Source organism: Lysinibacillus sp. CD3-6, assembly GCF_006351725.2.
In the GTDB taxonomy this organism is placed as follows: domain Bacteria; phylum Bacillota; class Bacilli; order Bacillales_A; family Planococcaceae; genus Lysinibacillus.
The window spans coordinates 4,779,254-4,804,271 of record NZ_CP085880.1 but is presented as its reverse complement, the minus strand read 5'-3'; the positions used below and the strand labels follow the sequence as shown (position 1 = coordinate 4,804,271).

26 protein-coding genes are annotated in these 25,018 nt (G+C 36.5%); 23 read left to right on the top strand and 3 right to left on the bottom strand.

The annotated features are described in order from the left end of the window. Window positions 1-24: 24 nt before the first annotated feature. From rsmG to FH508_RS23845, 5 genes are all read left to right on the top strand, one after another. Window positions 25-741, top strand: coding sequence for a 16S rRNA (guanine(527)-N(7))-methyltransferase RsmG (rsmG, locus tag FH508_RS23865; RefSeq protein WP_173479134.1), 717 nt, complete (start codon window positions 25-27; stop codon window positions 739-741). Window positions 742-921: 180 nt separating this feature from the next. Then, the gene (gene noc, locus FH508_RS23860; protein WP_173479135.1) at window positions 922-1,821 is read left to right on the top strand and encodes a nucleoid occlusion protein; all 900 of its coding nucleotides are present in this window, start codon (window positions 922-924) and stop codon (window positions 1,819-1,821) included. 233 nt (window positions 1,822-2,054) lie between these two features. Then, complete coding sequence (locus FH508_RS23855) at window positions 2,055-2,816, top strand: ParA family protein (RefSeq protein WP_173479136.1); 762 nt, start codon at window positions 2,055-2,057, stop codon at window positions 2,814-2,816. Next, complete coding sequence (locus tag FH508_RS23850) at window positions 2,809-3,660, top strand: ParB/RepB/Spo0J family partition protein (RefSeq protein WP_173479137.1); 852 nt, start codon at window positions 2,809-2,811, stop codon at window positions 3,658-3,660. The genes FH508_RS23855 and FH508_RS23850 overlap by 8 nt, the downstream gene beginning before the upstream one ends. Before the next feature lie 74 nt (window positions 3,661-3,734). Further along, entirely contained in the window at window positions 3,735-4,451 is a 717-nt protein-coding gene (locus FH508_RS23845; protein WP_173479138.1) for a DUF554 domain-containing protein, read from the top strand. On the opposite strand, the gene yyaC is transcribed toward FH508_RS23845, so the two are convergent. Continuing rightward, complete coding sequence (yyaC, locus tag FH508_RS23840; RefSeq protein ID WP_173479139.1) at window positions 4,368-5,000, bottom strand: spore protease YyaC; 633 nt, start codon at window positions 4,998-5,000, stop codon at window positions 4,368-4,370. The genes FH508_RS23845 and yyaC overlap by 84 nt on opposite strands. Window positions 5,001-5,093: 93 nt before the next feature. Here yyaC and FH508_RS23835 point away from each other — a divergent pair, with 93 nt between their 5' ends. The 4 genes from FH508_RS23835 (at window position 5,094) to FH508_RS23820 (ending at window position 8,976) form a co-directional block, all read left to right on the top strand. Further along, the gene (locus tag FH508_RS23835; RefSeq protein WP_173479140.1) at window positions 5,094-5,921 is read left to right on the top strand and encodes a mechanosensitive ion channel family protein; all 828 of its coding nucleotides are present in this window, start codon (window positions 5,094-5,096) and stop codon (window positions 5,919-5,921) included. A 55-nt stretch (window positions 5,922-5,976) separates the two neighbouring features. Further along, on the top strand, window positions 5,977-6,177 hold the full coding sequence (locus tag FH508_RS23830) for a DUF951 domain-containing protein (protein ID WP_173479265.1): 201 nt from the start codon (window positions 5,977-5,979) through the stop codon (window positions 6,175-6,177). A 448-nt stretch (window positions 6,178-6,625) separates the two neighbouring features. Continuing rightward, the gene (gene ychF / locus FH508_RS23825) at window positions 6,626-7,726 is read left to right on the top strand and encodes a redox-regulated ATPase YchF (protein WP_173479266.1); all 1,101 of its coding nucleotides are present in this window, start codon (window positions 6,626-6,628) and stop codon (window positions 7,724-7,726) included. 209 nt (window positions 7,727-7,935) lie between these two features. After that, window positions 7,936-8,976: an acyl-CoA dehydrogenase family protein gene (locus FH508_RS23820; RefSeq protein ID WP_173479141.1), complete on the top strand. Its 1,041-nt coding sequence runs from the start codon at window positions 7,936-7,938 to the stop codon at window positions 8,974-8,976. Window positions 8,977-8,992: 16 nt separating this feature from the next. Here FH508_RS23820 and FH508_RS23815 read toward each other — a convergent pair whose 3' ends face one another. Further along, window positions 8,993-9,565, bottom strand: a complete 573-nt coding sequence (locus FH508_RS23815) for a DUF3267 domain-containing protein (protein WP_173479142.1) — start codon at window positions 9,563-9,565, stop codon at window positions 8,993-8,995. A gap of 179 nt (window positions 9,566-9,744) precedes the next feature. Here FH508_RS23815 and rpsF point away from each other — a divergent pair, with 179 nt between their 5' ends. The 12 genes from rpsF to FH508_RS23755 all read left to right on the top strand — a co-directional run bounded on the left by rpsF (window position 9,745) and on the right by FH508_RS23755 (window position 21,000). Next, window positions 9,745-10,035: a 30S ribosomal protein S6 gene (gene rpsF / locus FH508_RS23810; RefSeq protein WP_024364644.1), complete on the top strand. Its 291-nt coding sequence runs from the start codon at window positions 9,745-9,747 to the stop codon at window positions 10,033-10,035. Window positions 10,036-10,071: 36 nt separating this feature from the next. Further along, window positions 10,072-10,644, top strand: coding sequence for a single-stranded DNA-binding protein (gene ssb, locus FH508_RS23805; RefSeq protein WP_173479143.1), 573 nt, complete (start codon window positions 10,072-10,074; stop codon window positions 10,642-10,644). A gap of 46 nt (window positions 10,645-10,690) precedes the next feature. After that, entirely contained in the window at window positions 10,691-10,927 is a 237-nt protein-coding gene (gene rpsR / locus FH508_RS23800) for a 30S ribosomal protein S18 (RefSeq protein WP_024364646.1), read from the top strand. Between the two features lie 243 nt (window positions 10,928-11,170). Continuing rightward, a complete protein-coding gene (locus FH508_RS23795; protein WP_173479144.1) occupies window positions 11,171-11,590 on the top strand; it encodes a hypothetical protein in 420 nt (139 codons plus the stop codon). Window positions 11,591-11,647: 57 nt separating this feature from the next. Next, window positions 11,648-12,580 carry a hypothetical protein gene (locus FH508_RS23790; RefSeq protein ID WP_173479145.1) on the top strand — a complete coding sequence of 311 codons (933 nt, stop codon included), beginning with the start codon at window positions 11,648-11,650 and terminating at the stop codon, window positions 12,578-12,580. Beyond that, window positions 12,577-13,860, top strand: coding sequence for a hypothetical protein (locus tag FH508_RS23785; protein WP_173479146.1), 1,284 nt, complete (start codon window positions 12,577-12,579; stop codon window positions 13,858-13,860). The genes FH508_RS23790 and FH508_RS23785 overlap by 4 nt, the downstream gene beginning before the upstream one ends. After that, window positions 13,853-14,545: an ABC transporter ATP-binding protein gene (locus FH508_RS23780; RefSeq protein ID WP_228134212.1), complete on the top strand. Its 693-nt coding sequence runs from the start codon at window positions 13,853-13,855 to the stop codon at window positions 14,543-14,545. Before FH508_RS23785 ends, FH508_RS23780 begins: the two co-directional genes overlap by 8 nt. A 231-nt stretch (window positions 14,546-14,776) precedes the next feature. Then, on the top strand, window positions 14,777-15,718 hold the full coding sequence (locus FH508_RS23775) for a YybS family protein (RefSeq protein ID WP_173479147.1): 942 nt from the start codon (window positions 14,777-14,779) through the stop codon (window positions 15,716-15,718). A 12-nt stretch (window positions 15,719-15,730) separates the two neighbouring features. Next, the gene (locus FH508_RS23770; protein ID WP_173479148.1) at window positions 15,731-17,704 is read left to right on the top strand and encodes a DHH family phosphoesterase; all 1,974 of its coding nucleotides are present in this window, start codon (window positions 15,731-15,733) and stop codon (window positions 17,702-17,704) included. Next, a complete protein-coding gene (gene rplI, locus FH508_RS23765) occupies window positions 17,701-18,147 on the top strand; it encodes a 50S ribosomal protein L9 (protein ID WP_173479149.1) in 447 nt (148 codons plus the stop codon). The genes FH508_RS23770 and rplI overlap by 4 nt, the downstream gene beginning before the upstream one ends. 13 nt (window positions 18,148-18,160) lie before the next feature. Next, window positions 18,161-19,522, top strand: a complete 1,362-nt coding sequence (dnaB, locus tag FH508_RS23760) for a replicative DNA helicase (protein ID WP_173479150.1) — start codon at window positions 18,161-18,163, stop codon at window positions 19,520-19,522. A 188-nt stretch (window positions 19,523-19,710) separates the two neighbouring features. Next, a complete protein-coding gene (locus FH508_RS23755) occupies window positions 19,711-21,000 on the top strand; it encodes an adenylosuccinate synthase (protein ID WP_173479151.1) in 1,290 nt (429 codons plus the stop codon). Between the two features lie 237 nt (window positions 21,001-21,237). On the opposite strand, the gene FH508_RS23750 is transcribed toward FH508_RS23755, so the two are convergent. Continuing rightward, window positions 21,238-22,155 carry a YitT family protein gene (locus FH508_RS23750; RefSeq protein WP_370635698.1) on the bottom strand — a complete coding sequence of 306 codons (918 nt, stop codon included), beginning with the start codon at window positions 22,153-22,155 and terminating at the stop codon, window positions 21,238-21,240. A 295-nt stretch (window positions 22,156-22,450) separates the two neighbouring features. On the opposite strand from FH508_RS23750, the gene FH508_RS23745 reads away from it, so the two are divergent. After that, window positions 22,451-23,914: a M23 family metallopeptidase gene (locus tag FH508_RS23745; protein ID WP_139860546.1), complete on the top strand. Its 1,464-nt coding sequence runs from the start codon at window positions 22,451-22,453 to the stop codon at window positions 23,912-23,914. Window positions 23,915-24,302: 388 nt separating this feature from the next. Beyond that, complete coding sequence (gene yycF / locus FH508_RS23740) at window positions 24,303-25,016, top strand: response regulator YycF (RefSeq protein ID WP_173479152.1); 714 nt, start codon at window positions 24,303-24,305, stop codon at window positions 25,014-25,016. The last annotated feature ends 2 nt before the right edge of the window (window positions 25,017-25,018 follow it).

Genomic DNA, 25,018 nt, shown 5'->3' with positions numbered 1-25,018 from the left:
CCATTTTTTAAAAGGAGACCTTACATGAACGAACAACAATTTATTGAGGCATTGAAGGACAAGGGCATTGAGCTTTCTGAAAAGCAAGTTGCACAGTTCAAAAAGTATTTCGAGCTGCTTGTCGAGTGGAATGAAAAGATGAACCTAACGGCTATTACAGATTTTGAAGGCGTCTATTTAAAACATTTCTATGATTCAATTAGTGCCTCGTTTTATTTTGATTTTACAAAGGTAACGACAGTTTGTGATGTAGGAGCAGGAGCGGGCTTCCCAAGTATTCCGATTAAAATCTGCTTCCCACATTTACAAGTAACAATTGTAGATTCTTTAAATAAACGAATTACATTTTTAAATCATTTAAGTGATGAATTACAGTTAGATCATATGCATTTTGTCCATGCTCGCGCAGAGGAATTCGGTCAAAATGTAAAATATCGTGAGCAATTTGATGTTGTGACAGCCCGTGCAGTAGCTCGCTTGTCTGTACTATCAGAATTATGTGTGCCATTGGCAAAACAGGGCGGTTATTTTGTTGCATTAAAGGCTTCTGCAGGTCCTGAAGAATTAAAAGATGCAAAAAAAGCATTGGTTACTTTAGGTGTTTCACTAAAAGAAGAATATTCTTTCTCTCTACCTGTTGAAGAAAGTGAACGTACTTTATATGTTTTTGATAAAATAAAAGGAACACCAAAAAAATACCCGCGTAAACCTGGTGTACCAAATAAAACACCTATTCAATAATTAGTGTTTCATGTGAAACTTCTCAAACTGGAAAAATATTTTCTCTAGTTTGAGCATACATACTAGTTATGGATGGTTCACGCAAATGACATCTATGAACTATATACATTTTAGGAAATATAATAAATAATAATAGAATGAGACAGAGCAAGATAGTTACTTAAAGGTGGTGCCAATTGGATGAAAAGTCCTTTTTCACGTTTTTTTGGAGGCGGAAATAAAGCAGAGCCTATTGTGGAAAATGAAGTAGAACAAGCAGAGGCGGTTCGTACAACAGAAGAGGTCATTAAGCTTCCAATCGATCAAATTGTACCAAACCGTTTTCAGCCACGTACTATTTTTGATGACGAAAAAATTGAAGAATTATCAAGAACCATTCATACTCATGGTGTAATTCAACCAATTGTTGTACGTAGCACAGCAAACAATCAATATGAAATCATTGCAGGTGAGCGTCGTTATCGAGCAATGAAAAAGCTACAATGGACGGAAGTTCCTGCGATTGTACGAAATTTAACGGATAAGGAAACAGCATCAATTGCATTAATTGAAAACCTTCAACGTGAAGAGTTAACGGCAATTGAAGAAGCGGTAGCCTACCAAAAATTATTAGAGCTTCATGAACTGACACAAGAAGCACTGGCTCAACGTTTAGGAAAAGGACAATCCACGGTAGCCAATAAATTACGTTTATTAAAGCTTCCTGAAGAAGTGCAGCAAGCTATTTTAAAGCGTCAAATTTCTGAAAGACATGCCCGTGCACTAATTGCAATTAAAGATCAACCGTTGCAATTAGAAATTTTACAAGGAACAATTGAAAATGATTGGAATGTGCGCCAGTTAGAAGAGCACATTCATACATTGCTACATCCTGAAGTGGTAGATCAAGAAGAAGATATGCCTAAAAAGGTAAAGCCAAAAAGGAAAGCAATTAGTAAAGATGTTCGTATTGCCTTGAATACAATTAAGCAATCGCTATCAATGGTGACGAAAAGTGGAATAACGGTTAAAACAGAGGAAGAGGATACCGAGGAATATTATCAAATTACAGTGAAAATCCCTAAAAAGAAGAAATCTTAATGAATATTTAATTATACTAAAAAAGTATTTTTCACTGTACTATATCTTCTGTATAGAGGAGGATCTTAGAATTATTTCTAAGATGCCTCCTTTTTTGTATATATTCTTAATATTTTATACAACTCTATTCGTTTTTTTTGATAGAATGATAATTAAGATAGCGGTATTGAACAATGATTTTACAAATGGATTTGTCAAAGCAAACTTTGATGGATGAAAGCAGGTGCTTTTAAATGGGTAGAATTATAGCAATCGCCAATCAAAAGGGTGGCGTAGGGAAAACAACGACATCGGTCAATTTGAGCGCTTGTCTGGCATACTTAGGGAAAAAAGTGCTATTAATTGATACAGATCCACAGGGCAATACAACAAGTGGACTTGGCATTAATAAAGGTGAAATACAAAGTTGTATTTATGATGTCCTAATTGATGACGAAAATGTTGAAAATGTTGTTCAACAAACAAATGTAGAAAATCTATCAATCGTTCCTGCTACCATTTCACTAGCGGGGGCAGAGATTGAATTAGTATCAACGATTTCTAGGGAAGTACGTTTAAAGCATGCACTTCAAGATGTGAAAGAGGACTATGACTATATTATTATTGATTGTCCACCATCACTTGGGCTTTTAACGATTAATGCATTAACGGCATCAGACGCATTAATTATTCCTGTGCAATGCGAATATTATGCATTAGAAGGTTTAAGTCAATTATTGTCAACTGTACGTTTAGTGCAAAAACATTTGAATCAGCAACTATATATTGATGGTGTATTATTAACAATGCTTGATGCAAGAACTAATTTAGGTTTACAAGTAATTGATGAAGTAAAAAAATATTTTCAAGATAAAGTATATAAAACAATCATTCCTCGTAATGTACGATTAAGTGAGGCTCCGAGTCATGGACAGCCTATTATCATTTACGATGCAAAATCAAGAGGAGCTGAAGTTTATTTAGAGATGGCGAGGGAAGTGATAAAAAATGGCTAAAGGTTTAGGAAAAGGTATTGGTGCTCTATTTCCAGGAGAATCGTTAGAACAAAGCGGACAAGTAGAAGAAATACAGCTACAGCTAATCGTCGCAAATCCATTTCAGCCTCGTAAAATATTTGATGAAGAAGCATTGCAAGAATTAGCAGATTCGATTCATGAACATGGTATTTTACAACCAATTGCTGTACGAAAAAAAGCTAGGAAATATGAAATTGTTGCGGGCGAGCGTCGTTTTAGAGCAGCGCAAATGGCTGGGCTAGATATAATACCAGCGATTGTGAAAGAGCTAACAGACTCACAAATGATGGAACTGGCAATATTAGAAAACCTTCAGCGTGAAGATTTAACAGTTATTGAAGAGGCTGAAGCATATCAAAGTTTAATGGAAAACTTGCACTTAACACAAGAGGAGCTATCCAAGCGATTAGGTAAAAGTAGGCCACACATTGCCAATCACGTTCGATTATTAGCATTGCCAGAGGATGTTCGTGCATTAATGAATGACGGTACATTATCAATGGGGCAAGGACGTGCATTACTTGGGTTGAAAAATAAAAGAAGAATTCCAGAAATTGCGCTCAAGATTATAAAGCAAGGCTTGAACGTTCGCCAAGTTGAAATTTTAGTGCAAAATTTAAATGAAGAAGTTTCACGTGAAACATCGCAGCCGAAGAAGAAGGATATTTTTGTTGTAGCGAAGGAATCTCAATTGAGAGATTATTTTGGTACTAATGTCCAAATTAAAAAAGCAAATAATAAAGGTAAAATTGAAATCGAATTTTACTCAGAAGATGACTTAGAACGTATTTTGGAAATATTAAACATTCAAGAAGATGATTAATGGACCATTAATGTAAATTAGAGCGCCAACATACTAGGCGCTCTCTATTTTTTAGAGAGAAGGAAGGCCTTTTTGTGGTTATTTTAGGAGCATTAATTAATGCACTACTGATCGTAGTAGGCGCATTGGTAGGACGCATTTTTAAAAATATTCCTGAGTCAATGAAAGCTTCTGTATTATCAATTATTGGCTTATCTGTCGCGTTATTAGGGATAAAAATGGGCTTTGAGAGTAATAATTTTATAATTTTAGTGGTAAGTTTAGTAGTAGGAACAGTAATAGGTGAATGGCTAGATTTAGATAAGCAAATGAATCGACTTGGACAGTGGGTAGAATCCCTTTTTAGTAAAAAGCGTAAAAGCGACAATCAAATTAATATTGCAGAAGGGTTTGTCACAGCTTCATTAATATTTGTTGTTGGATCAATGGCGATAATAGGTGCACTCGATAGCGGTCTGCGTCAGGACCATAACGTCCTCATAACAAAAGGCATTATTGATGGATTTACATCTATTATTTTAGCTTCTACTTTAGGTATTGGCGTACTATTATCAGCCGTTCCAGTATTTATTTATCAAGGGATTATTGCTATTTTTGCAGGTGTTATCAGCGTTTATATTCCAGATGATGCATTACAAATGTTTATTACAGAAATGACTTCTGTAGGTGGTGTGATGATTTTAGCAATCGGTTTAAATATAGCTGGCTTAACAAAGATCAAGGCTGCCAACTTGTTGCCGGGTATCGTCGTTGTCGGTATTATGGTTGCCATCATCTATCCTTTTCAATGAGTAACGATGTGCAGCAAGCAGTAAGGCTCTTGAAAGCTTTTCAGCCATTGCGTAAGATATATGCAACCTAGTATTTTGTAAAACAAGCATCTCCATAAAGCCTCCAATATTGACGATTCCTTTAACGGAAATGTCACCGATTGGGGGCAATTCTTTTTTTACAGCTTTTCCAGGCAATATTGGTCCATCTTGCACAGCAATATGACCAACATTTTGTTCACTACCGAGACATGCGTCAATCGCAATAATAAAAGGTTTCGTAGTATGATGATGTAACTGCTGTATTCTCGTATCTAAGTTGAGCGCATGCAATGGATCTTCTAAAGTTCCAACAACTTCATAGGGAAAACTAACAGACTTATTCAAAAAGCTACCTGTTAAAGGTCCAAGTGTATCGCCAGTACAACGGTCACTTCCGATACAGCAAAAAACAAGACGTTCATGATGGAAAGGGATATACTCTAAAAATAATGTACTCAATTGCCATACGGCATTTTTACTTTCATGATGAAGAGAATAGGGTAGTACTAAATTAGATATAGTATTCATAAAAAAACTCACTTTCATTTTTATTTGGAGGAAGTGCTCAATTTTTATGCAGTATACGCAAATTTTTAACAAGTTATTCAAGAGGTGGTAATAATGGATTTTAACGCTAGATTTATTAAGAAAAAATGGGAAACACTGACGTCCGAAACATTTTGGGATCAAGTCATAGATGCAACCTTTGAGATTACGATAATCCTTATTGCATCGTGGTTAGCAGTACGATTAGGTAAAAAATTTATTAAAAAAGTATTCTTAATACGCATGCGCTCACCATTAAATCACTCAGAGCGTCGGCAACGAACAATTGCAAGATTATTACAAAGTGTTATTTCCTACGTTGTCTATTTTTCAGCTATTATAGCTATCCTTTCTTCGCTGAATATTAAAGTCGCTGGTTTACTTGCAGGAGCAGGGATTGTCGGCTTAGCAATTGGTTTTGGTGCACAAAGCTTAGTGAAGGATGTCATTACAGGATTCTTTATTATTTTTGAAGACCAATTTGGTGTAGGGGATTATATTAAAATAAATGCAGCAGAAGGAACAGTTGTAGAAATAGGGTTACGTACTACGAAAATTAAAGGTTCTACTGGTGAGCAATTTATAATTCCAAATGGTTCAATAGGAGAAGTGATCAATTACTCTATCAATAACTCGAAAATTTTTATAGATTTACAAATGACTATCGATGCAGATTTTGAAAAAGCGGAAATGCTTATTAAGCAATATTTAAAATCTCTTCAAGAAAATCATAAAGAGCTTGTGGCAGTACCTACCTTTTTAGGTGTACAAAATGTAAAAGGTAAAGAGGTAACGATTCGCATCGCCGCAGAGACATTACCACAACAACAATATGGCGTGGCACGTACTATTCGTCGTGATGTTACAAAACTATTTGAAGAACATAATATTCCTATGGCATAACCTAAAATGATGTTATATGGTGGAAGTGGAAAAGAAGATGGGAGTAGTGAATAAGATGGAAGCGAAAAAGTTCGATTTAAATGATATTGTCGAAATGAAAAAACAACATCCTTGCGGCACAAATGAGTGGAAAATTATTCGTATGGGAGCGGATGTGCGCATTAAATGTGAAGGATGTCAACACAGTGTAATGATTCCACGTAGAGAATTTGAGAAAAAAATGAAAAAGGTTCTGAAGCATGCAAATGAAGCCTAGCTTTTTGCGTATTAGACTTTTTATGGGCGAATCAATATAATAGATAGGGTTATACAGAAATCTCTAACTTGCTTCACACGTCCTTAAAGGGATGAATATTACCTATGCACTTACATTCATTGAGGAATCTAACCTCGCTTGAATCATGTTCAATGCCCTAAGCGAATGTTACAGATTTTTAGAAATGATTTTCGAGCAGGTTCGCAAAAATCTGGACGCCATTACGTGGGGGCGTAATGAATTGTGTGTAGTTTACTTCCATCTTACTGATTTATGGACGGAATTTAGACTAAGAGCGTCACATCGGCTAAGACGAAGTAATGAATGTTGGTCTGTAACTGCTTATACAGCTTACACGGACTTACTGTTGGAAGTAAGAATTTTAGCACCTAAAATACGGGATAAAAACAACAAAATTGAACTGATTATAGAAAGGTTGTGTCCATTTATGGCATTAACAGCTGGAATTGTTGGATTACCTAACGTCGGTAAATCAACACTATTTAACGCAATTACAAAAGCGGGCGCTTTAGCTGCAAACTATCCATTCGCAACAATCGATCCAAACGTAGGAATCGTTGAAGTACCAGATGCACGTTTAGATAAACTTACAGAATTAGTAGTACCGAAAAAGACAGTCCCTACAGCATTCGAATTTACTGATATTGCAGGGATTGTAAAAGGCGCTTCTAAAGGTGAAGGTCTAGGGAACAAATTCCTTGCACATATCCGTGAAGTTGATGCAATTTGCCAAGTAGTACGCTGCTTTGTAGACGAAAATATTACTCACGTATCGGGCGCAGTAGATCCGATTGATGATATTGAAGTCATTAATTTAGAGCTTGCTCTTGCTGATTTAGAATCAGTTGAAAAACGTATACAACGTGTAAGCAAAATGGCGAAGCAAAAAGATAAAGAAGCGATGGTTGAAGAACCGATTCTTCTTAAAATCAAAGCTGAATTAGAAAACGGCCGACCTGCTCGTGCAGCCGAGCTATCAGAAGACGAGTTAAAAGTTATTAAAGGTCTTCACCTATTAACAATTAAACCAATGCTGTATGTTGCAAATGTGTCTGAAGACGAAGTTGCAGATGCAGATAATAATGAATATGTTCAAAAGGTACGTGAATATGCAGCGGCTGAGGGTGCTCAAGTCATTACAATTTGTGCAAAAATCGAAGAAGAAATTTCAGAGCTTGACGATGAAGAAAAAGCAATGTTCCTAGAGGAATTAGGCATTAAAGAATCAGGATTAGATCAGCTAATCCGTACTTCTTATGATTTACTAGGTCTTGCTACTTACTTCACTGCTGGGGTACAAGAAGTACGTGCATGGACATTCCGTAAAGGCATGAAAGCACCACAATGTGCTGGTGTCATTCATACTGACTTTGAGCGTGGATTTATTCGAGCAGAAACGGTTGCTTTCAATGATTTAGTAGAGGCAGGCTCCCAAGCTGCTGCGAAAGAAGCGGGTAAAGTACGTCTTGAAGGGAAAGAATATATTGTACAAGACGGCGATATTATGTTATTCCGCTTTAACGTCTAAATAGAATTCGCTGTGCTACCATAGGTAATGTGAAAGTTGCATCGTAAACGAGTGCTTTTCTATTGACTTACCTGTGAGAGGATTAAGCAGTTTTACGCTAATAAATAAACAAACATAATAGGCTTCTCCTAGCGTAGTATTGTGACGTTTGGAAAAGCCTATTTTTGGTTATATAATATCAGAATTTTCAATTTCCACAGGGGGATATTATGAACATATTAGAAATAAAAGAACGTGCTTTAGAAATCGAACAGTTAGGGAAGTTACCACAAGATATATTAGAGGTTATTTACGAGCAACAACTATTTAAACTGTTTATTGCCAAGGAATTAGGTGGGAAAGATTTAGATTTAATCGAAGGGATCAAAGTGTTTCAGCGTATGTCTGCTATTGATGGGAACTTTGGATGGCTTGTGACCATTGGAACAGGCGGTAATCTGTTTATTCCTACGTTAAATCAAGAAATAGGAGAAAAGATTTTTTCACCAAGTGATGCTGTAATAGCGGGCAGTGGCTATCCTAACGGTACGGCCATAAAAAAGGATGGAGGCTATATCGTAACAGGGCAATGGAAGTTTTGCAGTGGTGCTGACTATGCTACAACCTTTACAATGAATTGTTTTATTAAAGAAGATGGCAAGATGACAGATAAAATCATTAGTTGCGCGGTCAACCGTGAGCAAGTGGAAATCATAAATGACTGGCAAGCAATGGGTTTAAAGGCTACAGCAAGCCATACGATTCGTGTTCAAGATGTATGGATACCGTTTGATAAAACATTCCAATTAGGCATTAGTAAAAATAGTTATAATAATGTCGTCCATAGTTTTCCGTTCACTGCTTTTGCAGAAGCGTCTTTTTTAAGTGTTTGTCTAGGGATTACAGAAAATTTTTTAGATGAAGCCTTTTCCCTAATGGAGCAAAAAAATAAGAAGTCTACTTATAGTGAACGTGTGGGTGCACTTCAATTTTTATTTATGCAGCAAAAAAAGCGCTTTTTACAGGTGGAAGAACAATTTTATTCTATGCTAACGGACTATTGGCAAAAACATAAGCTTGGGGTTGTACTGACAGAACAAGAACTTCAGCAATTTACCCAAATGAGCAAGGAAAGTGCAGCTGTATGTGTGGATATTGCAAACAATATCATTCGGAGTCTTGGAATGGACGCTATTATTGAAACAGCGACCATTAATCGAATTTGGAGAAATTTATGTACAGCTGCACAACATGGATTTTTAACACCATAAGGATAGAAAGAAGCGTTTATTTTTGAGATAGTTTCTTTTTTGGTGGAGAATAAACATAAAGCTTTGGTAACTGAGGATCGTCCTGTATAAGGGCGTTTTTTGGATATTTCCTTAATTCCTTATACATGGCAAAATCTCCGACTGCTCCAGCTATTAAAAAGGCACCAGCAAGTAATAAAACAGTGCTGTTAAAGTAAAAACCTGCAATGGTTGGTACAATACCAGTTGTCCAAAATGGTAATAGCAACGCTTTTTTCATAGCATGATTAGGGAGGAGCTGGTCAGTGGTTGCGTAGGCAATACCAAGCTCTAAATTAACACCGTATTTTAATGATTTGTAGGGCACACCCCCAAAAATCATAAACCCTATTAAATGAAAAGCCTCATGCAAAACGATAAGCACAATATAGAGTATGACAAAAAGGACAAATCCACTTAGCATACTCCATAACGAAAATTGAAAATCTTTTAGACAAATATATTGTATGGCAATAAATAATATAGAGAGACCACTAGTAATAACGACACTATCCATCATTAGCTTTTTCATATCTAATTCAATTACATTAGGTTCTTGATCTGGTAGCATAGAAATAGTTCTCCTTTATAAAATTAATTATGATCTTTATTATATCGAATGAATTATTTGATTGCGACTTGAAAGAAAGATGCCAATGTGTTACAATTCATTGATGTGAGTAATATTTATTGCTTACTCCTTGCTCCCTGTAAACAGGAGAGCCTGAGTCCATAAGGAGGTGTAAACAGATGAGAAAATACGAATTAATGTACATTGTACGTCCAAACATTGAAGACGAAGCGAAGAAAGCTTTAGTTGAACGTTTCAACGAAATCTTAACTTCTAACGGTGCTGAAGTCATCGAAGCAAAAGAGTGGGGCAAACGCCGCTTAGCTTACGAGATTCAAGACTTCCGCGAAGGTTACTACCAAATCGTAAAAGTAAACGCTCCTTCAGAAGCAATCAACGAATACACACGTCTTGCTAACATCAGCGAAGATATCATTCGTCACATTGCAGTACGCGAAGAAGCAAAATAATTTTAAACAAAATGCTGAAAAGGAGGTTGCATTCTGATGATAAATCGTGTCGTATTAGTTGGAAGACTAACAAAAGACCCTGAGCTGCGCTACACACCGAATGGTATTGCGTCTACTCGATTTACAGTAGCTGTAAATCGTACATTCTCAAACCAACAAGGTGAAAAAGAAGCAGATTTCATTAGCTGCGTTGCTTGGCGTAAACAGGCTGAAAACTTAGCGAACTTCATGAAAAAAGGAAGTTTGATTGGAGTAGAAGGTCGTATCCAAACAGGTAGCTTTGAAGGACAAGATGGTAAGCGTGTATATACAACTGATGTTGTGGCAGATAGCGTACAGTTTTTAGAGCCTCGTAGTGGTGGAGGTGCTCCTGCATCAAACCAATACGGTGGACAATCTTACGCAAATAGCCAACCGTCATATGGCGGTGGTCAACCACAACAACAGTATGGTGGCGCGATGCCTCAGCAAGGTTCATTTGGCGGCGGTAATTCTTATCAGCAAAATCAACCACCAATGAATCAGCCGAACTATACACGAGTAGATGAAGATCCATTTGCTAACAGCAAGGGACCAATTGAAGTATCAGAAGACGATCTTCCATTCTAATCTTCCATCTACAAAAACTATAAACTTATAAGGAGGAGACATCACTATGGCACCACGTCGCGGAGGCCGCAAACGCCGTAAAGTTTGCTATTTTACATCTAATAACATTACGCATATCGATTATAAAGATGTGGATTTACTTAAAAAATTCATCTCTGAACGCGGTAAAATCTTACCACGTCGCGTAACTGGCACTAGCGCTAAGTACCAACGTAAATTAACTTCAGCTATCAAAGTTTCTCGTATTATGGGATTACTTCCATTCGTATCTGAAGATAAATAAGATTGCTAAGCACAACTAGGTATTAAACCTTGTTGTGCTTTTTTATTTTGTTTGAAAATAGAGGTTACTTTTGCAGGACAAATCGGAGAAGCAGTAACTGATTTACATAAATGCTTGAACAAATATCTTAGTGTAAAACTATCAATTTTTATTTAATTTTGAATATTGACAAATAAATATATCGAGATTTATTATATTATTGAAAATTATCAAATTTATTTCGTGAATCAAGGGGTGTTTACTTTGAAAACTACAAAATGGATGTTGGTAGGTGCACTTACATTAAGTTTAAGCGGCACAATTTTATCTTCTGCAAATGCAGTAACACTAGATGACCCAACGATTTATGGTGGGTGGAGTGAAGATACGGGCTATTTTACTTTACGACAAGATAGTGATATTTCCTCATTTGCTACTGGTAACCCGATACATAGCGCAACGAAAGATTATACTAGAAGAGGTTCAGCAGTTTATGAGCGGGTCATTGCAGACACGACTTGGCCAGGTGTATACCATTATTCGAGAGCTCGTTACGAATCTGCTATTTCGGGTCGTGCAGAAGCAGATAGCGGCCGTGTATGGGGTTTCGGTACAACACAAGCAATTAGCGGTTGGCACCCTGGCGACTTAGACTGGGTTGCGAAAACGTACTATGGAAAATAACATATATGAAGAGATAATCAATTGATTATCTCTTTCTTGCAATAAAGGTATAACGTGATGAAAAAATATTTAGTATCCAGCAAATTTGTGCTACTAACTTCACTATTGTTTGCTAGTGCCGCTGCCTTGCTTTATAGTATGGACTCTGTTAGCTATACCAATATGATTAACAATGGCTATATCAATAAAAACGCTGTTGAATTCATTATCAATACAGATGAGTCTTCCCTCGACATCAACTTAGAAGAGCCCTATTTGTTAATGCAATATAAACTAGACGATCCGAAATTAAAATATATCTATATTAACAAATCGGTAAAGTTGCCACCTATAAACTATAACAAACCACCACTAGCAACAGACTATATCATTACAGGTACTGTTTTTCCTGAAGGGGCCCTTTCAAAAAATATGAGAAGCCTCGTTATTGGCCAATTTGCCACACCTGGCTCTTATTTGAATAGGGAGGCGTGGTATATATCAGAGTCTCAACAAATCAACTTGCAAAATGGAACAAAGTTTATTCTCAATGTAGAAAGTGGAAATCCATATAAATTGATGCAAAAAATGTTCCCTAATACGAGTTATAAGCTTCTTGAAAATGAGGATAGAGGAACTGCCATATTGAAGTCAAATGTTCTTTTAAAAGGGTTCTTACTCATTTCTTTACTGTTTGTTATTATTGCTCAAGCTGTTACAATCCATTATTCAATTCAAAGTAAAAAATCAATTTTTCAAATATTGTATTTAGCAGGCGGGAAATGGCAAATCATATTTGTTAAAGTTTTTAAATCAGAATTTATTGCGCTATTCGTAATAATGTTATTGGAATCTATATTATTAATAGCGGTTAACCACGTCACTTCGATTTGGGGGAATCATTGGTACTACGTATCTGTTTTCTATATGTTCATTACATGTATAGGATATTTTTTTGCCTGTCTACTTGTAACAAAGTCCTTGATTAAAAAAGGAGTAAGATCATTTTGAATACAACTAGACTATTAATGAAAAATAAAAAATTGTTTGTGGTGTTAACAGGGCTTCTTTCATTTCTATTTTCTGTCGTTTTATTTGTGCTGTTAGTGAATCTAAACATTTCAAAAATAGAAATACGTTCAGCAAGTAAATTTCATAACTACAACATCTATCAGATTTCGGATGATTTAATAGGTGAAAGAGAAATTGAATTTTTCAAAGATGTAAAAAACTATGATATTCTCAATGATTTTAATAATGGGGTATTTAAAAATAATAAAGTGGTCTTTTATAATGCCGTATATCAGCCAATAGGCCTAAAACAATATCCCCCTGATGAGAAGTTCTCCGCTTATTATGAAAGTGGCTTTAATAATATATATGAGCACGAAGGTGCGTTTTATCAAACCACTAAATCGATGCAAGTGACTAAATCTGTATTCGATTATAATGTCGTTGAACTAATCGAAGGACAGTACTTTGATGATTCCGCTTATGTCTATGTAGCAGGAAGAAAGGAAATACCTGTTATTCTTGGCTCTGATTATCGTCAATACTATAAGCTGCATGATCAATTAGAGATTCATCATTATTTTGAAAAATTTGTAGGGCGAGTAGTAGGCTTTGCAAAGGAAAATTCATTTATTTTCACTGATAATGAACCGCAGCAAGTACTCAATCGTTATATTCTATTACCTTCCATGTCGCTTTCTGAACAGCCTTCTGAATTGTTACGAAAAACGCAGGTAGATGAAGTATTCTTTAGGGCACTTCTTTTAAGTAAAATGGGTGGTCATTTAATGACCAACTTAAACGCGCTTGAAGTAAGAAAGGAAATTGGAGAGATAGGAAAAGTTACGAATTTCACTAATTATCAAATTATTGGTGCAAATTCGTTATCAGTTGATCTCTTATATAAAATGATTGATACCAATCAAACACTTATTTTTACAATATCGGGCGTTGTATTTATTTTTATTTTGTGTGCTTTCTATTTGTTCGTGAAAAGCTTTATAAAAAGACAATTCGATACGTATTTAGTGTTCATTATGAGTGGTGTTACAAATTATAAAATCAAAAAAAATATCCAACTTGAATTTTCAATCCTCAATGGCATGAGTATAGGATTGGCATTGTTGTGCACCGTTCTATTTATGCAAGACATTTCGATTATATCCATTTTAATAATTGCGGGGTTCTTGGTTTGGTTGTTATTCAATGTCGTTGTTTATAGGTTAGTGAATAACTTATTAGCAACAACGAATGTCATTGAAAAGTTAAAGGGTGATTAAAATTATAAACTTTATCTCATTAGTTAACATAGTAAAAGCGTATAAAGAAAAAATGGTATTAAACAACATTCATTTAGAAGTTGCCAACAATCAATTCATCTCTATAAAAGGGCCAAGCGGTGTCGGTAAAAGCACGCTTCTAAATATATTAGCTGGACTTGAAAAAGCAGATAGTGGTCAGTATGTTATGGATAGTATAAAAATGCATGAGCAAAATCTTAACGAACTTTCGAATATAAGAGGCAGTCAAATCGGATACATTTCACAATACAATCCAATGATACGCAACCTCACAGTTCGAGAAAATATAGTAGCTCCGTTATTATTAGGTAAATATGATAAAAAGCAAACCATGGCGTATAGTGATGAGCTGAGTGCGTGTTTAAAAATTAATCATTTACTTGATAAGAAAATCGACAAGCTATCTGGGGGAGAAAGGCAACGGGTAGGGGTCATTAGAGCACTTATTAAAAAGCCTCAATTGTTAATAGCAGATGAGCCCACTGGATCATTGGATGACGATACAACGATGTTAGTGTTTAACCTTTTTAAAAGGCTATGTGAGAATGAAACGACTATTATCATGGCTACTCATAGTCACTTAAGCTCTCAGTTTGCTGATCAAGAGTATGTTATGAGTTCAGAGGGTATTTTTTTAATTTCCCAAACTGTGCCGCGAGTATAATGAGTTCGGTATTGCACCGAACTCATTTTTAATTTTTCCTTCGTCCATGTTCTTTTTGCTGTTCAAAGCCGTAATATATGATACGATTTACCTTTTTCGATTAAGAAACTTTACTTTTGACATCAATTTATCATAAAGCATACAGACGTTCTTAGCGTTTTTTGTTCAATAAGGTGAAAAAATGGTACAATAAAGTTTAGTAAGTTTGACTGACAAAAAGGAAGGTTTTCAATGCCGAATAATCAAACAAAGGCGCTTGTACAAGGCTCAATGATGGTTGCAATTTTTACAATTTTAATGATTGCTTCAGCGTATGTACCAATCATTTCTATGGTAGCCTTATTATTTACTCCATTACCGATTGCTTGGTATAGCGCAAGTTACAAGCGTTCCTCATCAATACTCGTTGCAGTAGTTGGCTGTATTTTAACAGTGCTAACGAGTGGACTATTTATGCTGCCATTTGCTTTTATTATGGCGTTGCTTGGGATAGTCATAGGTAATGGAATTCAATTAAAGAAAAGCAAACTTTTTTTATTCATGTCATCAGGTATCGCGGTACTTTTATCGTCAGCACTTGTGTATTTAGCCTATGTGCAATTAGCGGGAATTAACGTGATTGAAATGAGTTTGGAACTTGCTCGTAACAGTTATGAGCAATCCAATGAGCTTGCTAAAAGTGTAACGGGCCAAGTGGCAATTCAACCTGAACAAATGGAGGTTCTGCTTAAAACGATTGAGCTAACAATACCTTCAACCGTAACAATCTTTGCATTTTCAATAGCTTTTATTGTCATTACATTGAATTTACCGATTTTAAAGCGATTAGGTTTAAATGTTCCTAAATTCTCACCGTTTGAAAATATGCGATTACCACGCTCTGTGTTATGGTACTACATGATTATATTGTGTATTAATCTATTTATACGTCCAGAAGCAGGCTCTATGCTAGATGTTATCGTATTAAATGTGTCTTATATATTGTGGTTGTTATTAATCCTTCAAGGGATCTCATTTATACATTATTTCATTACGGCTAAAGGGATGCCGAGTGTTGTAAAATGGATAGCTACAATTTTAGCCATTCCACTTGCATCATTCATTATTTTACTCGGTATTATCGATTTAGGTTTCGACGTACGTTCACTTGTGAAAGGGAAGACTAAGGAATAAGGGGCTGATGTAATGGGGACTTTTAGAAAACGACCGATCCGCTATCCGCTTTTTGTTCTTTCCATTTTTGGCATTGTGACGTTCATGCTTCTGTGTATATGGAATATTGGGATTGGTATTGGCTATGGGATAGGCTTTGCTATATTAATGGTCTATACATGGAAAATTGAAAAAGCTACTTATGAAGAGACAGAAAAGCATATTGAATCTATATCCTTCCGTATGAAAAAGGTTGGAGAAGAGGCATTGCTCGAAATGCCAATTGGGATATTGCTGGTTAATGAGGAATATGAAATAGAATGGTCCAATCCATATATGCAAAATATTTTAGATAATGAGGCATTAGTGGGTGAGGGTATAGTTAATATATCCGATGACATCTATGTACTGATGAAGACTGAGGAGACAAAGGAAGCTACGATTACGCTTCGTGATAGGAAATATCGTGTCTTTTACAAAGAAGAGGAGTGTTTACTATACTTCTTCGATATTACGGAACAAATTGCTATTGAAAAGCAATATTTTGCAGATCGCACAGTCATTGCAATTTTATTTGTTGATAACTATGATGAAATTACGCAAGCAATGGACGATCAACCGCGTAGCTTAACAAATACGATGGTAACATCTATTGTCAACGAATGGGCAGCGGAGCATGGAATTTTTGTAAAACGAATTTCATCGGACCGTTTTTTAGCAGTTTTAAATGAGTCCATTTTAACGGAACTAGAAAAGAAGAAATTTGCTATTTTAGATACAATCCGTGAAAAGACAGCACAAAAAAACCTTTCTTTAACGCTTAGTATTGGCGTTGGAGCAGGCTCTTCTTCATTAGTAGAACTTGGTGAGTTAGCTCAATCTAGCTTGGACCTTGTATTAGGTCGTGGTGGAGATCAGGTAGCCATCAAGCAGCCTACTGGAAAGCTTAAATTTTACGGCGGTAAAACTAACCCTGTAGAAAAACGTACGCGTGTAAGAGCACGAGTTATCTCACATGCATTACGTGACTTAATACAAGACAGTGACCAAGTGTTTGTCATGGGACATAAAAACCCTGATATGGACTCCATAGGGGCATCTGTCGGGGTCCGCAAAATGGCACAAATGAATGATGTAAAGGGCTATGTAGTTATTAATTTTGATGAATTAAATGGTAGCGTTACTCGTTTAATGAATGAAATTGAAAGTAAATCCGACTTCTATGAGCATTTCTTAACGCCAGAAGAAGTTGCAGCGAAAATGACTGAAAAATCGTTACTAATTATTGTGGATACACATAAGCCTAATTTAGTAATTGATCCATACTTATTAAAGCTTGCGGAAAAGGTTGTAGTTATCGACCATCACCGCCGTAGCGAAGACTTTATTGAAAATCCTACACTCGTTTATATGGAGCCTTATGCTTCGTCTACAGCAGAGCTTGTAACTGAATTGCTAGAGTATCAGCCAAAGCGAGCAAAAATTAATATGTTAGAGGCGACAGCATTATTAGCAGGCATCATTGTTGATACAAAAAGTTTTACACTTCGTACAGGTGCACGTACTTTTGAGGCTGCTTCGTATTTACGAACAAATGGTGCCGATACAGTGTTAGTGCAGCGGCTATTAAAAGAAGACATCATTACGTACATCGAACGATCAAGAATTGTGCAAACGGTAAAATTCGTGAAGCCAGGCATTGCGGTAGCTGTTGGTGAAGAATCGAAAATTTATGATTCCGTATTAATCGCACAAACAGCTGATATATTACTTACGATGAAAGACGTTAACGCATCCTTCGTCATTGCGCATCGAGCTGATGGTAAAATCGGTATTAGTGCAAGGTCGCTAGGGGAAGTAAATGTACAGCTTATCATGGAAAGGCTTGGCGGTGGCGGGCATTTAACGAATGCAGCTTGCCAAATAGAAGCACTTTCCATAGATGAAGTGAAAAAATATTTAGAAGAGGCCATATATGAGGTACTCGAAGGGAGTTCTGAATTATGAAAGTAGTATTTTTAAAAGACGTTAAAGGTAAAGGAAAAAAAGGGGAAGTAAAAAATGTAGCAGATGGCTATGCACAAAACTTCCTAATTAAAAACGGTTATGCTGCGGAAGCGAATGCTCAAGCAATGAGCCAGTTAGAAGGTCAAAAGAAATTAGAACAAAAAAATGCAGCTGCAGAATTAGCAGAAGCAAAAGCTTTAAAAGAAAAGCTAGAAGCACTAACTGTTGAGCTAAAAGCTAAATCAGGTGATGGCGGTCGCCTATTTGGTTCAGTTTCAACTAAGCAAATCGCTGAAGCACTTCAAAAAGTACATGGTATTAAAATAGATAAACGTAAAATGACATTACCTGAAGGAATCCGTGCACTAGGCTTTACAAATGTACCTGTAAAACTACATCACGAAGTATCAGCAACATTAAAAGTACAAGTAACGGAAGAATAAGGGGCGACTATCCATGAACGAACCGATGATAGACCGCGTTCCACCGCATAACCGGGAAGCGGAGCAATCGGTTATCGGTGCGATTTTTCTAGAACCACAGGCACTAATCACGGCATCTGAAATATTGCTAGCCGATGATTTTTACCAAAACGCACATAAGAAGATTTTTGAAACGATGCTGCGTTTAAGTGATCTAGGAAAAGCGATAGATGTTGTAACAGTTACTGAGGAATTATCAGCAAAAAAAGAGATTGAGGATGTTGGCGGGCTATCGTATTTACTAGAGCTCGCCAATGCTGTCCCTACGGCAGCAAACGTTGCTCACTATGCGAAAATCGTTGAGGAAAAAGCGCTCTTACGGCGTTTAATCCGTGTCGCTACAAAAATTGTAGAAGATGGCTACACTCGTGAGGATGAGGTAGAGGCATTACTTGGCGAGGCAGAGAAGAAAATGATGGAGGTCGCCAACCGCAAAAATGCTGGCGACTTTAAACATGTAAAAGACGTTTTAGTAGAGACATTCGATAATATTGAACAGCTTCAATCACGTAAAGGTGATGTAACGGGTATTCCAACAGGATTCCGAGATTTAGACCATATTACAGCTGGCTTCCAACGCAATGACTTAATTATAGTCGCGGCACGACCTTCTGTAGGGAAAACAGCTTTTGCGCTAAATGTTGCACAAAGTGTTGCTGTACAAGCACGTGAAAATGTTGCCATTTTCTCATTAGAGATGGGTGCAGAGCAACTAATCATGCGTATGCTATGTGCGGAAGGAAATATTGATGCACAAGTTTTACGTACAGGTGCTTTAACAACCGAAGATTGGGGTAAACTAACGATGGCAATGGGAAGTTTATCGAATTCGGGTATTTTTATTGATGACACACCAGGTGTACGTATCAATGAAATTCGAGCAAAGTGTAGACGTTTAGCACAAGAGCATGGACTTGGAATGATTCTAATCGATTACTTACAGCTTATTCAAGGTAGTGGTAAGCCAGGTGAAAACCGTCAGCAAGAAGTATCAGAAATCTCACGTTCGTTAAAACAATTAGCGCGTGAATTAAAGGTACCTGTTATTGCATTATCACAGTTATCACGTGGCGTGGAACAACGTCAGGATAAGCGACCAATGATGAGTGACTTGCGTGAATCAGGAAGTATTGAGCAGGATGCCGATATTGTTGCCTTCTTATATCGTGATGATTATTACGACAAAGAGTCCGAGAGTAAAAATATGATTGAAATTATAATTGCTAAACAACGTAACGGTCCAACAGGAACAGTTACACTTGCTTTTAAAAAGGAATTCAATAAATTTATAAACGTGGATTGGTCACAAATGCCACCACCACCACCACGCGATTAGTAATATTTATCTAAAATAGAGATAATATTCATACCATTCCGTCATTAAACACGAACGTTAAATCATAGTAATTGATTTTATGTTCGTGTTTTTAACTGTTTTTTGTTGACGAGTCGTTTCTATCATTGTTACAATAATTTACGGCTTGATTAATGAGATACAATACGTATCTATCGGAGGTGCTGATTATGACATCAGTTGTAGTTGTAGGAACACAGTGGGGAGACGAAGGAAAAGGTAAAATTACAGATTTTCTTTCACAAAAGGCAGATGCAATCGCTCGCTTTGCAGGTGGCGATAATGCAGGACATACCATTAAAATTGATGGAGAAACATATAAACTCCATTTAATCCCATCAGGTATTTTCTACAAAGAAAAAACTTCTGTAATGGGAAATGGGATGGTTATTAATCCGAAGTCGCTTGTAACAGAGCTAAAAGGACTTCAAGAGCGAGGCATTAATACGGACAATCTTCGTATTTCAAATCGTGCCCATGTCATTTTGCCATATCATATTAAGCAAGATATTGCGGATGAAGAAAGCCGTGGCGAAAATAAAATCGGTACAACATGTAAAGGAATCGGTCCTTGCTATCAAGATAAAGTAGCACGTATCGGTATCCGTATGGCTGATTTATTAGATAAAGAAGTATTTGAAGAAAAACTACGTCATAATTTAGCAATTAAAAATAAATTGTTTGAGAAGTTTTATGAAGTTGAAGGTGTAACATTCGAAGAAATTTTCGAAGAATTTTATGGTTATGGTCAAGAAATTGCAAAATATGTTACCGATACTTCAAAAATTTTAAATGATGTGTTAGATGAGGGTGGCAAAGTATTATTTGAAGGCGCACAAGGTATTTTACTTGATGTCGATCAAGGGACATATCCATTTGTTACTTCTTCAAACCCTGTTGCTGGTGGTGTAGCAATTGGTGCAGGTATTGGCCCATCTAAAGTAACAAGTGTTATTGGTGTATGTAAAGCCTATACTTCACGTGTAGGAGATGGCCCGTTCCCAACTGAATTATTTGATGAGGTTGGTCAACAAATCCGTGAAGTTGGTCGTGAATACGGCACAACGACTGGACGTCCTCGTCGTGTAGGTTGGTTTGATACGGTTGTCGTTCGCCATTCACGCCGTGTAAGTGGTATTACGCATTTATCTCTAAACTCAATTGATGTATTATCTGGCTTAGAGACAGTAAAAATCTGTACAGCTTATAAATATAAAGATGAAACAATTACGGAGTACCCAGCGAATCTTCATATTATTGAACAATGTCAACCAATTTATGAAGAGCTTCCAGGCTGGTCAGAAGATATTACAAGCTGCCGTACATTAGAAGAGCTACCAGAGAACGCACGCCGTTACGTTGAACGTGTAAGTGAATTAACGGGCATTGAAATTGCTACTTTCTCTGTCGGCCCTGGTCGTGAACAAACAAATGTGTTAGTAGACATTTGGGAAGCATAAAAAATAGTAAAAGCTACTGCCGTTGATTTCCGTTGCGTGCAGCGCTTTCCGCGGGCACAACGTAAGCCGCAACCCTCGCTAACGCGCGGTTTGTTGCGTCTTACGTTCTGTGCGTTCCCGCAGGAGTCGCCGCTCTCCACTCCAATCAACAAGTGTTGTTTCTTATTTATTGTTTCCTAAACGTAATAATTAATAAAGCGCGTGCCATAATAGGTACGCGCTCTTTCGTTTACTATTTTAGTGAATGTCCTTCTTCTTGAAGCGGCCACCTTTTACTTCTGCAATATTCCCTATTGCAAGGAAAGCATGGGCGTCAATTTCAGCGACAATCGATTTTAATTTTGATTCTTCTAATCGCGTAATAACTGTAAAAATAACCTTTTTGTCATTCCCAGTATAGGCTCCTTCACCATGTAGAAAAGTGACCCCACGACCGAGGCGATCCATAATGGTTTGCCCGATTTCATCAATTTCATCACTAATAATATAAACAGATTTTGATTCTTCCATCCCTTGTATTACAATATCGATCATTTTGTAGGCTATATAATAGGCCATGATAGAGTACATTGCCTGCTCCCACGTAAAAACAAAACCTGCAATTGTAAAGATAAGAAGGTTAAAGAACATAATAATCTCTCCGACAGAGAAGGGGGATTTTCGGTTAAATAAAATGGCTAAAATTTCAGTTCCATCTAAAGAACCACCATAACGTATAACGATACCAACACCAATGCCCAAAATAATACCACCAAATACTGTGGCGAGTAATGTGTCTGTTGTAAATGGTTGAAGATTATGTAAGAAGATCGTTGTTACGGAGAGCACTGTAATGCCAAGCCCTGTAGAAAGTGCAAATGTTTTACCAATCTGTTTATAGCCTAAAAAGATAAAAGGTAAGTTCAAAACGAAGATGAATATGCCTAGGGGTAAGCTCAATAAATGCGAGGCGATAATGGATACACCGACGATTCCACCATCCATAATGTGGTTGGGTACTAGAAATAGCTCTAATCCTACGGCCATAATGATAGCACCTATTGCAACCATAATCGTTCTGGTGGTAATTTTCCGAACTGTATTCTTTTTTTGTTGTTTTGCTTTAGATACCTTCAATGAGGTCTGTGAATCACTCAATTCAATCGCTCCAATCAACTAGTCTCTCACTCTATTTTATCGAAATATTTAAAAAGTAAAAAGTAATAAGTTCTAAGACCTTTTTAAAATAAAATAAAAAGGATAATATTTCTTTATTTTGAGAAAAGAGGATTTGAGAAGGTACTGTAAATGGTAGGGATTATGTAACAATTAGTAGAGAAATAATACATTTTCATTACAAAAAGGATAAATTATTCAAACAACATTTTCTTTATGGTACATTATAGTGGTGCAAAATTCTTTGTGGGTAATTAAACCTATGTTAGGTTAAAGTTGGAAGGGGCTTTATTGAATGAGTTCGTCTTGGAATAAAAAAGAAGAAAGCAATCGATTCACCTACAATTTTTCTTCTTTAAAAAAAGTATCAATTATTGCAGTGTTAATGGCAAGTTTTGCAATAAACGTGGGCTTTACAAAGGAAAATAATCATAAAGAAGCATTAAATAAAATCTATCATATATATGTTGATAATGAATATATGGGTGCTGTATCTAATGACAAAGCTGTTCGCGAAATTATTGCATCAAAAGAACAACAAGCTAGCAATCAGTATAAAGACTTATTGATTGATGCAAACTCAGCGGTGAAAATAATACCAGAGCAAGTGTTTAGCAATGAAACAAAGGATGCAGAAACATTAGCGAAGCTTGAGCAATCTTTAGTAGCTCAATCACCAGCTTTTGCATTATTAGTAGATGATAAGCCCATTGCTTATTTAAAAGATGCGGATGCCTACGAAGAAACAATTCGTATGCTAAAGCTACAATATGTTTCACAACAAGAGTTAGACGCACTAGCGAACCAGCAAACTATAAATAATTTACCAGCTTTACAGTCTGGAGAATCGCGCCTTTTAAATATTACGTTTAAACAAGGTATTTCAGGTGTAACACAAAAGGTAGATCCAAATGCCATTGTATCACCTCAAGAGGCAGTTAAATATTTAATGACGGGCTCACTGGAGCAAGAGGAATATAAAATTCAATCTGGCGATGTATTAGGAGCAGTTGCTAAAAAACATGATTTAACAACGGCTGAATTAATCGCATTAAATCCAGGTCTTACAGTGGATACAGTGTTACAAATTGGACAGGCATTAAATGTAACAGTTGCAAAACCATTTGTAGCGTTAGAAGTAAAACAAGAAAAGAAAATTACGGATACAATTCCATTTGAAAAAATAATTGAAGAAGACTCTTCGATGTACAAAGGTGAAACAGTTGTAAAACAGCAAGGTGTTAACGGCAAGAAAGAAACTTCTTACTTAATTACTGCTGAAAATGGAACAAGAACGTCAAAAGTCGCTTTAGAAGAAAAGATTCTACAACAACCAGTAAATGAAATTGAAGTGGTAGGAACAAAAGTCGTTTCATCTCGAGGAACGGGAGAATTTACTTGGCCAACAGTAGGGGGCTATATTTCAAGTGGAATGGGGCAACGTTGGGGTACGACTCATCGTGGAATTGATATTGCTCGTCCTAGTAACTACAATATACTAGCTTCAGATAATGGTGTAGTAGTATCAGCTGGTGTTTCGGGCAGCTATGGTAATCGCATTGTTATTAATCATAATAATGGCTATACAACGCTTTATGGACATTTATCTTCAATAAAAGTTAGCGTTGGACAAGTAGTTGAAAAAGGTTCTGTTATTGGGATTATGGGCTCTACAGGAAATTCAACAGGTACACATTTACACTTTGAAGTTGAGAAAAATGGAGAGCTTGTCAATCCATTATCGTATGTAGGTCAGTAATTAAATTGCTTCAACAAACATCCTCCCTTTTCTCTAAATGGGGGATGCAGAAGATGCATTGAATTCAGTGGGGATTTGCCCCTAAGCTGTATCAAGTTAAATGTCCCGTCAGATGCTACAGATTTTAAGAGAGCTTTTGAAGTAGCTCAAATCTGAATGCAAATACGTTGAGGCGTAATTGATCTTTAGTAAATGGCAGTCCAAATAGTGGGCTGCCTTTTTGTATAGAAAGCATAAAATGGTCAGTTATTTCCCGAGCAATAATTGTCGAAAGAGGGAAACTGTACGTCAATAATGCATGGAAGCTAAAAGCATGTTAGAGTTAAGAGTAGTAACTTTACAAATACACATTGTTTAGAATAGATGAATAGCGAAAGGGAGATAATGTATGAGCAAAACAATTTTAGTTGTTGACGATGAGAAACCAATCGCAGATATTTTACAGTTTAATTTAATTAAAGAGGGCTACAAAGTAATTTGTGCTTATGATGGAGATGAAGCATTAGAAAAGGTTGAGGAAGAGCAACCAGATTTAATGCTATTAGATATAATGCTACCAAAAAGAGATGGTATGGAAGTTTGTAGAGAAATCCGAAAAAAATATGATTTCCCTATTATTATGTTAACCGCAAAAGGTTCTGAGATTGATAAAGTATTAGGCTTAGAAATGGGCGCTGATGACTATGTAACAAAGCCGTTTAGTACGCGAGAACTTATTGCACGTGTAAAGGCTAATATGCGCCGCCTTCAAGTAGTAGCTCCTGCAGCTGAAGAGGAAGAAGAAGCATCAAATGAAATTGTAGTAGGCTCTCTAGTTATTCAGCCTGACGCTTATCAGGTAATGAAGCGTGATGAAGCAATTGAACTGACACATCGAGAATTTGAATTGCTACATTACTTAGGTAAACATATTGGTCAAGTGATGACTCGCGAGCATCTTTTACAAACGGTATGGGGCTACGATTATTTCGGAGACGTACGTACAGTCGATGTAACGATTCGCCGCCTTCGTGAAAAAATAGAGGATAATCCAAGTCATCCAGCATGGATTGTCACGCGACGTGGTGTAGGGTATTATTTACGAAATCCTGAACAGGAGTAAAA

Excerpts from the sequence above, each read along its gene's own strand:
- rsmG (WP_173479134.1), top strand. The coding sequence starts at position 25 with ATGAACGAACAACAATTTATTGAGGCATTGAAGGACAAGGGCATTGAG.
- noc (WP_173479135.1), top strand. The coding sequence starts at position 922 with ATGAAAAGTCCTTTTTCACGTTTTTTTGGAGGCGGAAATAAAGCAGAG.
- FH508_RS23855 (WP_173479136.1), top strand. The coding sequence starts at position 2,055 with ATGGGTAGAATTATAGCAATCGCCAATCAAAAGGGTGGCGTAGGGAAA.
- FH508_RS23850 (WP_173479137.1), top strand. The coding sequence starts at position 2,809 with ATGGCTAAAGGTTTAGGAAAAGGTATTGGTGCTCTATTTCCAGGAGAA.
- yyaC (WP_173479139.1), bottom strand. The coding sequence starts at position 5,000 with ATGAATACTATATCTAATTTAGTACTACCCTATTCTCTTCATCATGAA.
- FH508_RS23835 (WP_173479140.1), top strand. The coding sequence starts at position 5,094 with ATGGATTTTAACGCTAGATTTATTAAGAAAAAATGGGAAACACTGACG.
- FH508_RS23830 (WP_173479265.1), top strand. The coding sequence starts at position 5,977 with ATGGAAGCGAAAAAGTTCGATTTAAATGATATTGTCGAAATGAAAAAA.
- ychF (WP_173479266.1), top strand. The coding sequence starts at position 6,626 with ATGGCATTAACAGCTGGAATTGTTGGATTACCTAACGTCGGTAAATCA.
- FH508_RS23820 (WP_173479141.1), top strand. The coding sequence starts at position 7,936 with ATGAACATATTAGAAATAAAAGAACGTGCTTTAGAAATCGAACAGTTA.
- FH508_RS23815 (WP_173479142.1), bottom strand. The coding sequence starts at position 9,565 with ATGCTACCAGATCAAGAACCTAATGTAATTGAATTAGATATGAAAAAG.
- rpsF (WP_024364644.1), top strand. The coding sequence starts at position 9,745 with ATGAGAAAATACGAATTAATGTACATTGTACGTCCAAACATTGAAGAC.
- ssb (WP_173479143.1), top strand. The coding sequence starts at position 10,072 with ATGATAAATCGTGTCGTATTAGTTGGAAGACTAACAAAAGACCCTGAG.
- rpsR (WP_024364646.1), top strand. The coding sequence starts at position 10,691 with ATGGCACCACGTCGCGGAGGCCGCAAACGCCGTAAAGTTTGCTATTTT.
- FH508_RS23790 (WP_173479145.1), top strand. The coding sequence starts at position 11,648 with ATGAAAAAATATTTAGTATCCAGCAAATTTGTGCTACTAACTTCACTA.
- FH508_RS23775 (WP_173479147.1), top strand. The coding sequence starts at position 14,777 with ATGCCGAATAATCAAACAAAGGCGCTTGTACAAGGCTCAATGATGGTT.
- FH508_RS23770 (WP_173479148.1), top strand. The coding sequence starts at position 15,731 with ATGGGGACTTTTAGAAAACGACCGATCCGCTATCCGCTTTTTGTTCTT.
- rplI (WP_173479149.1), top strand. The coding sequence starts at position 17,701 with ATGAAAGTAGTATTTTTAAAAGACGTTAAAGGTAAAGGAAAAAAAGGG.
- dnaB (WP_173479150.1), top strand. The coding sequence starts at position 18,161 with ATGAACGAACCGATGATAGACCGCGTTCCACCGCATAACCGGGAAGCG.
- FH508_RS23755 (WP_173479151.1), top strand. The coding sequence starts at position 19,711 with ATGACATCAGTTGTAGTTGTAGGAACACAGTGGGGAGACGAAGGAAAA.
- FH508_RS23745 (WP_139860546.1), top strand. The coding sequence starts at position 22,451 with ATGAGTTCGTCTTGGAATAAAAAAGAAGAAAGCAATCGATTCACCTAC.
- yycF (WP_173479152.1), top strand. The coding sequence starts at position 24,303 with ATGAGCAAAACAATTTTAGTTGTTGACGATGAGAAACCAATCGCAGAT.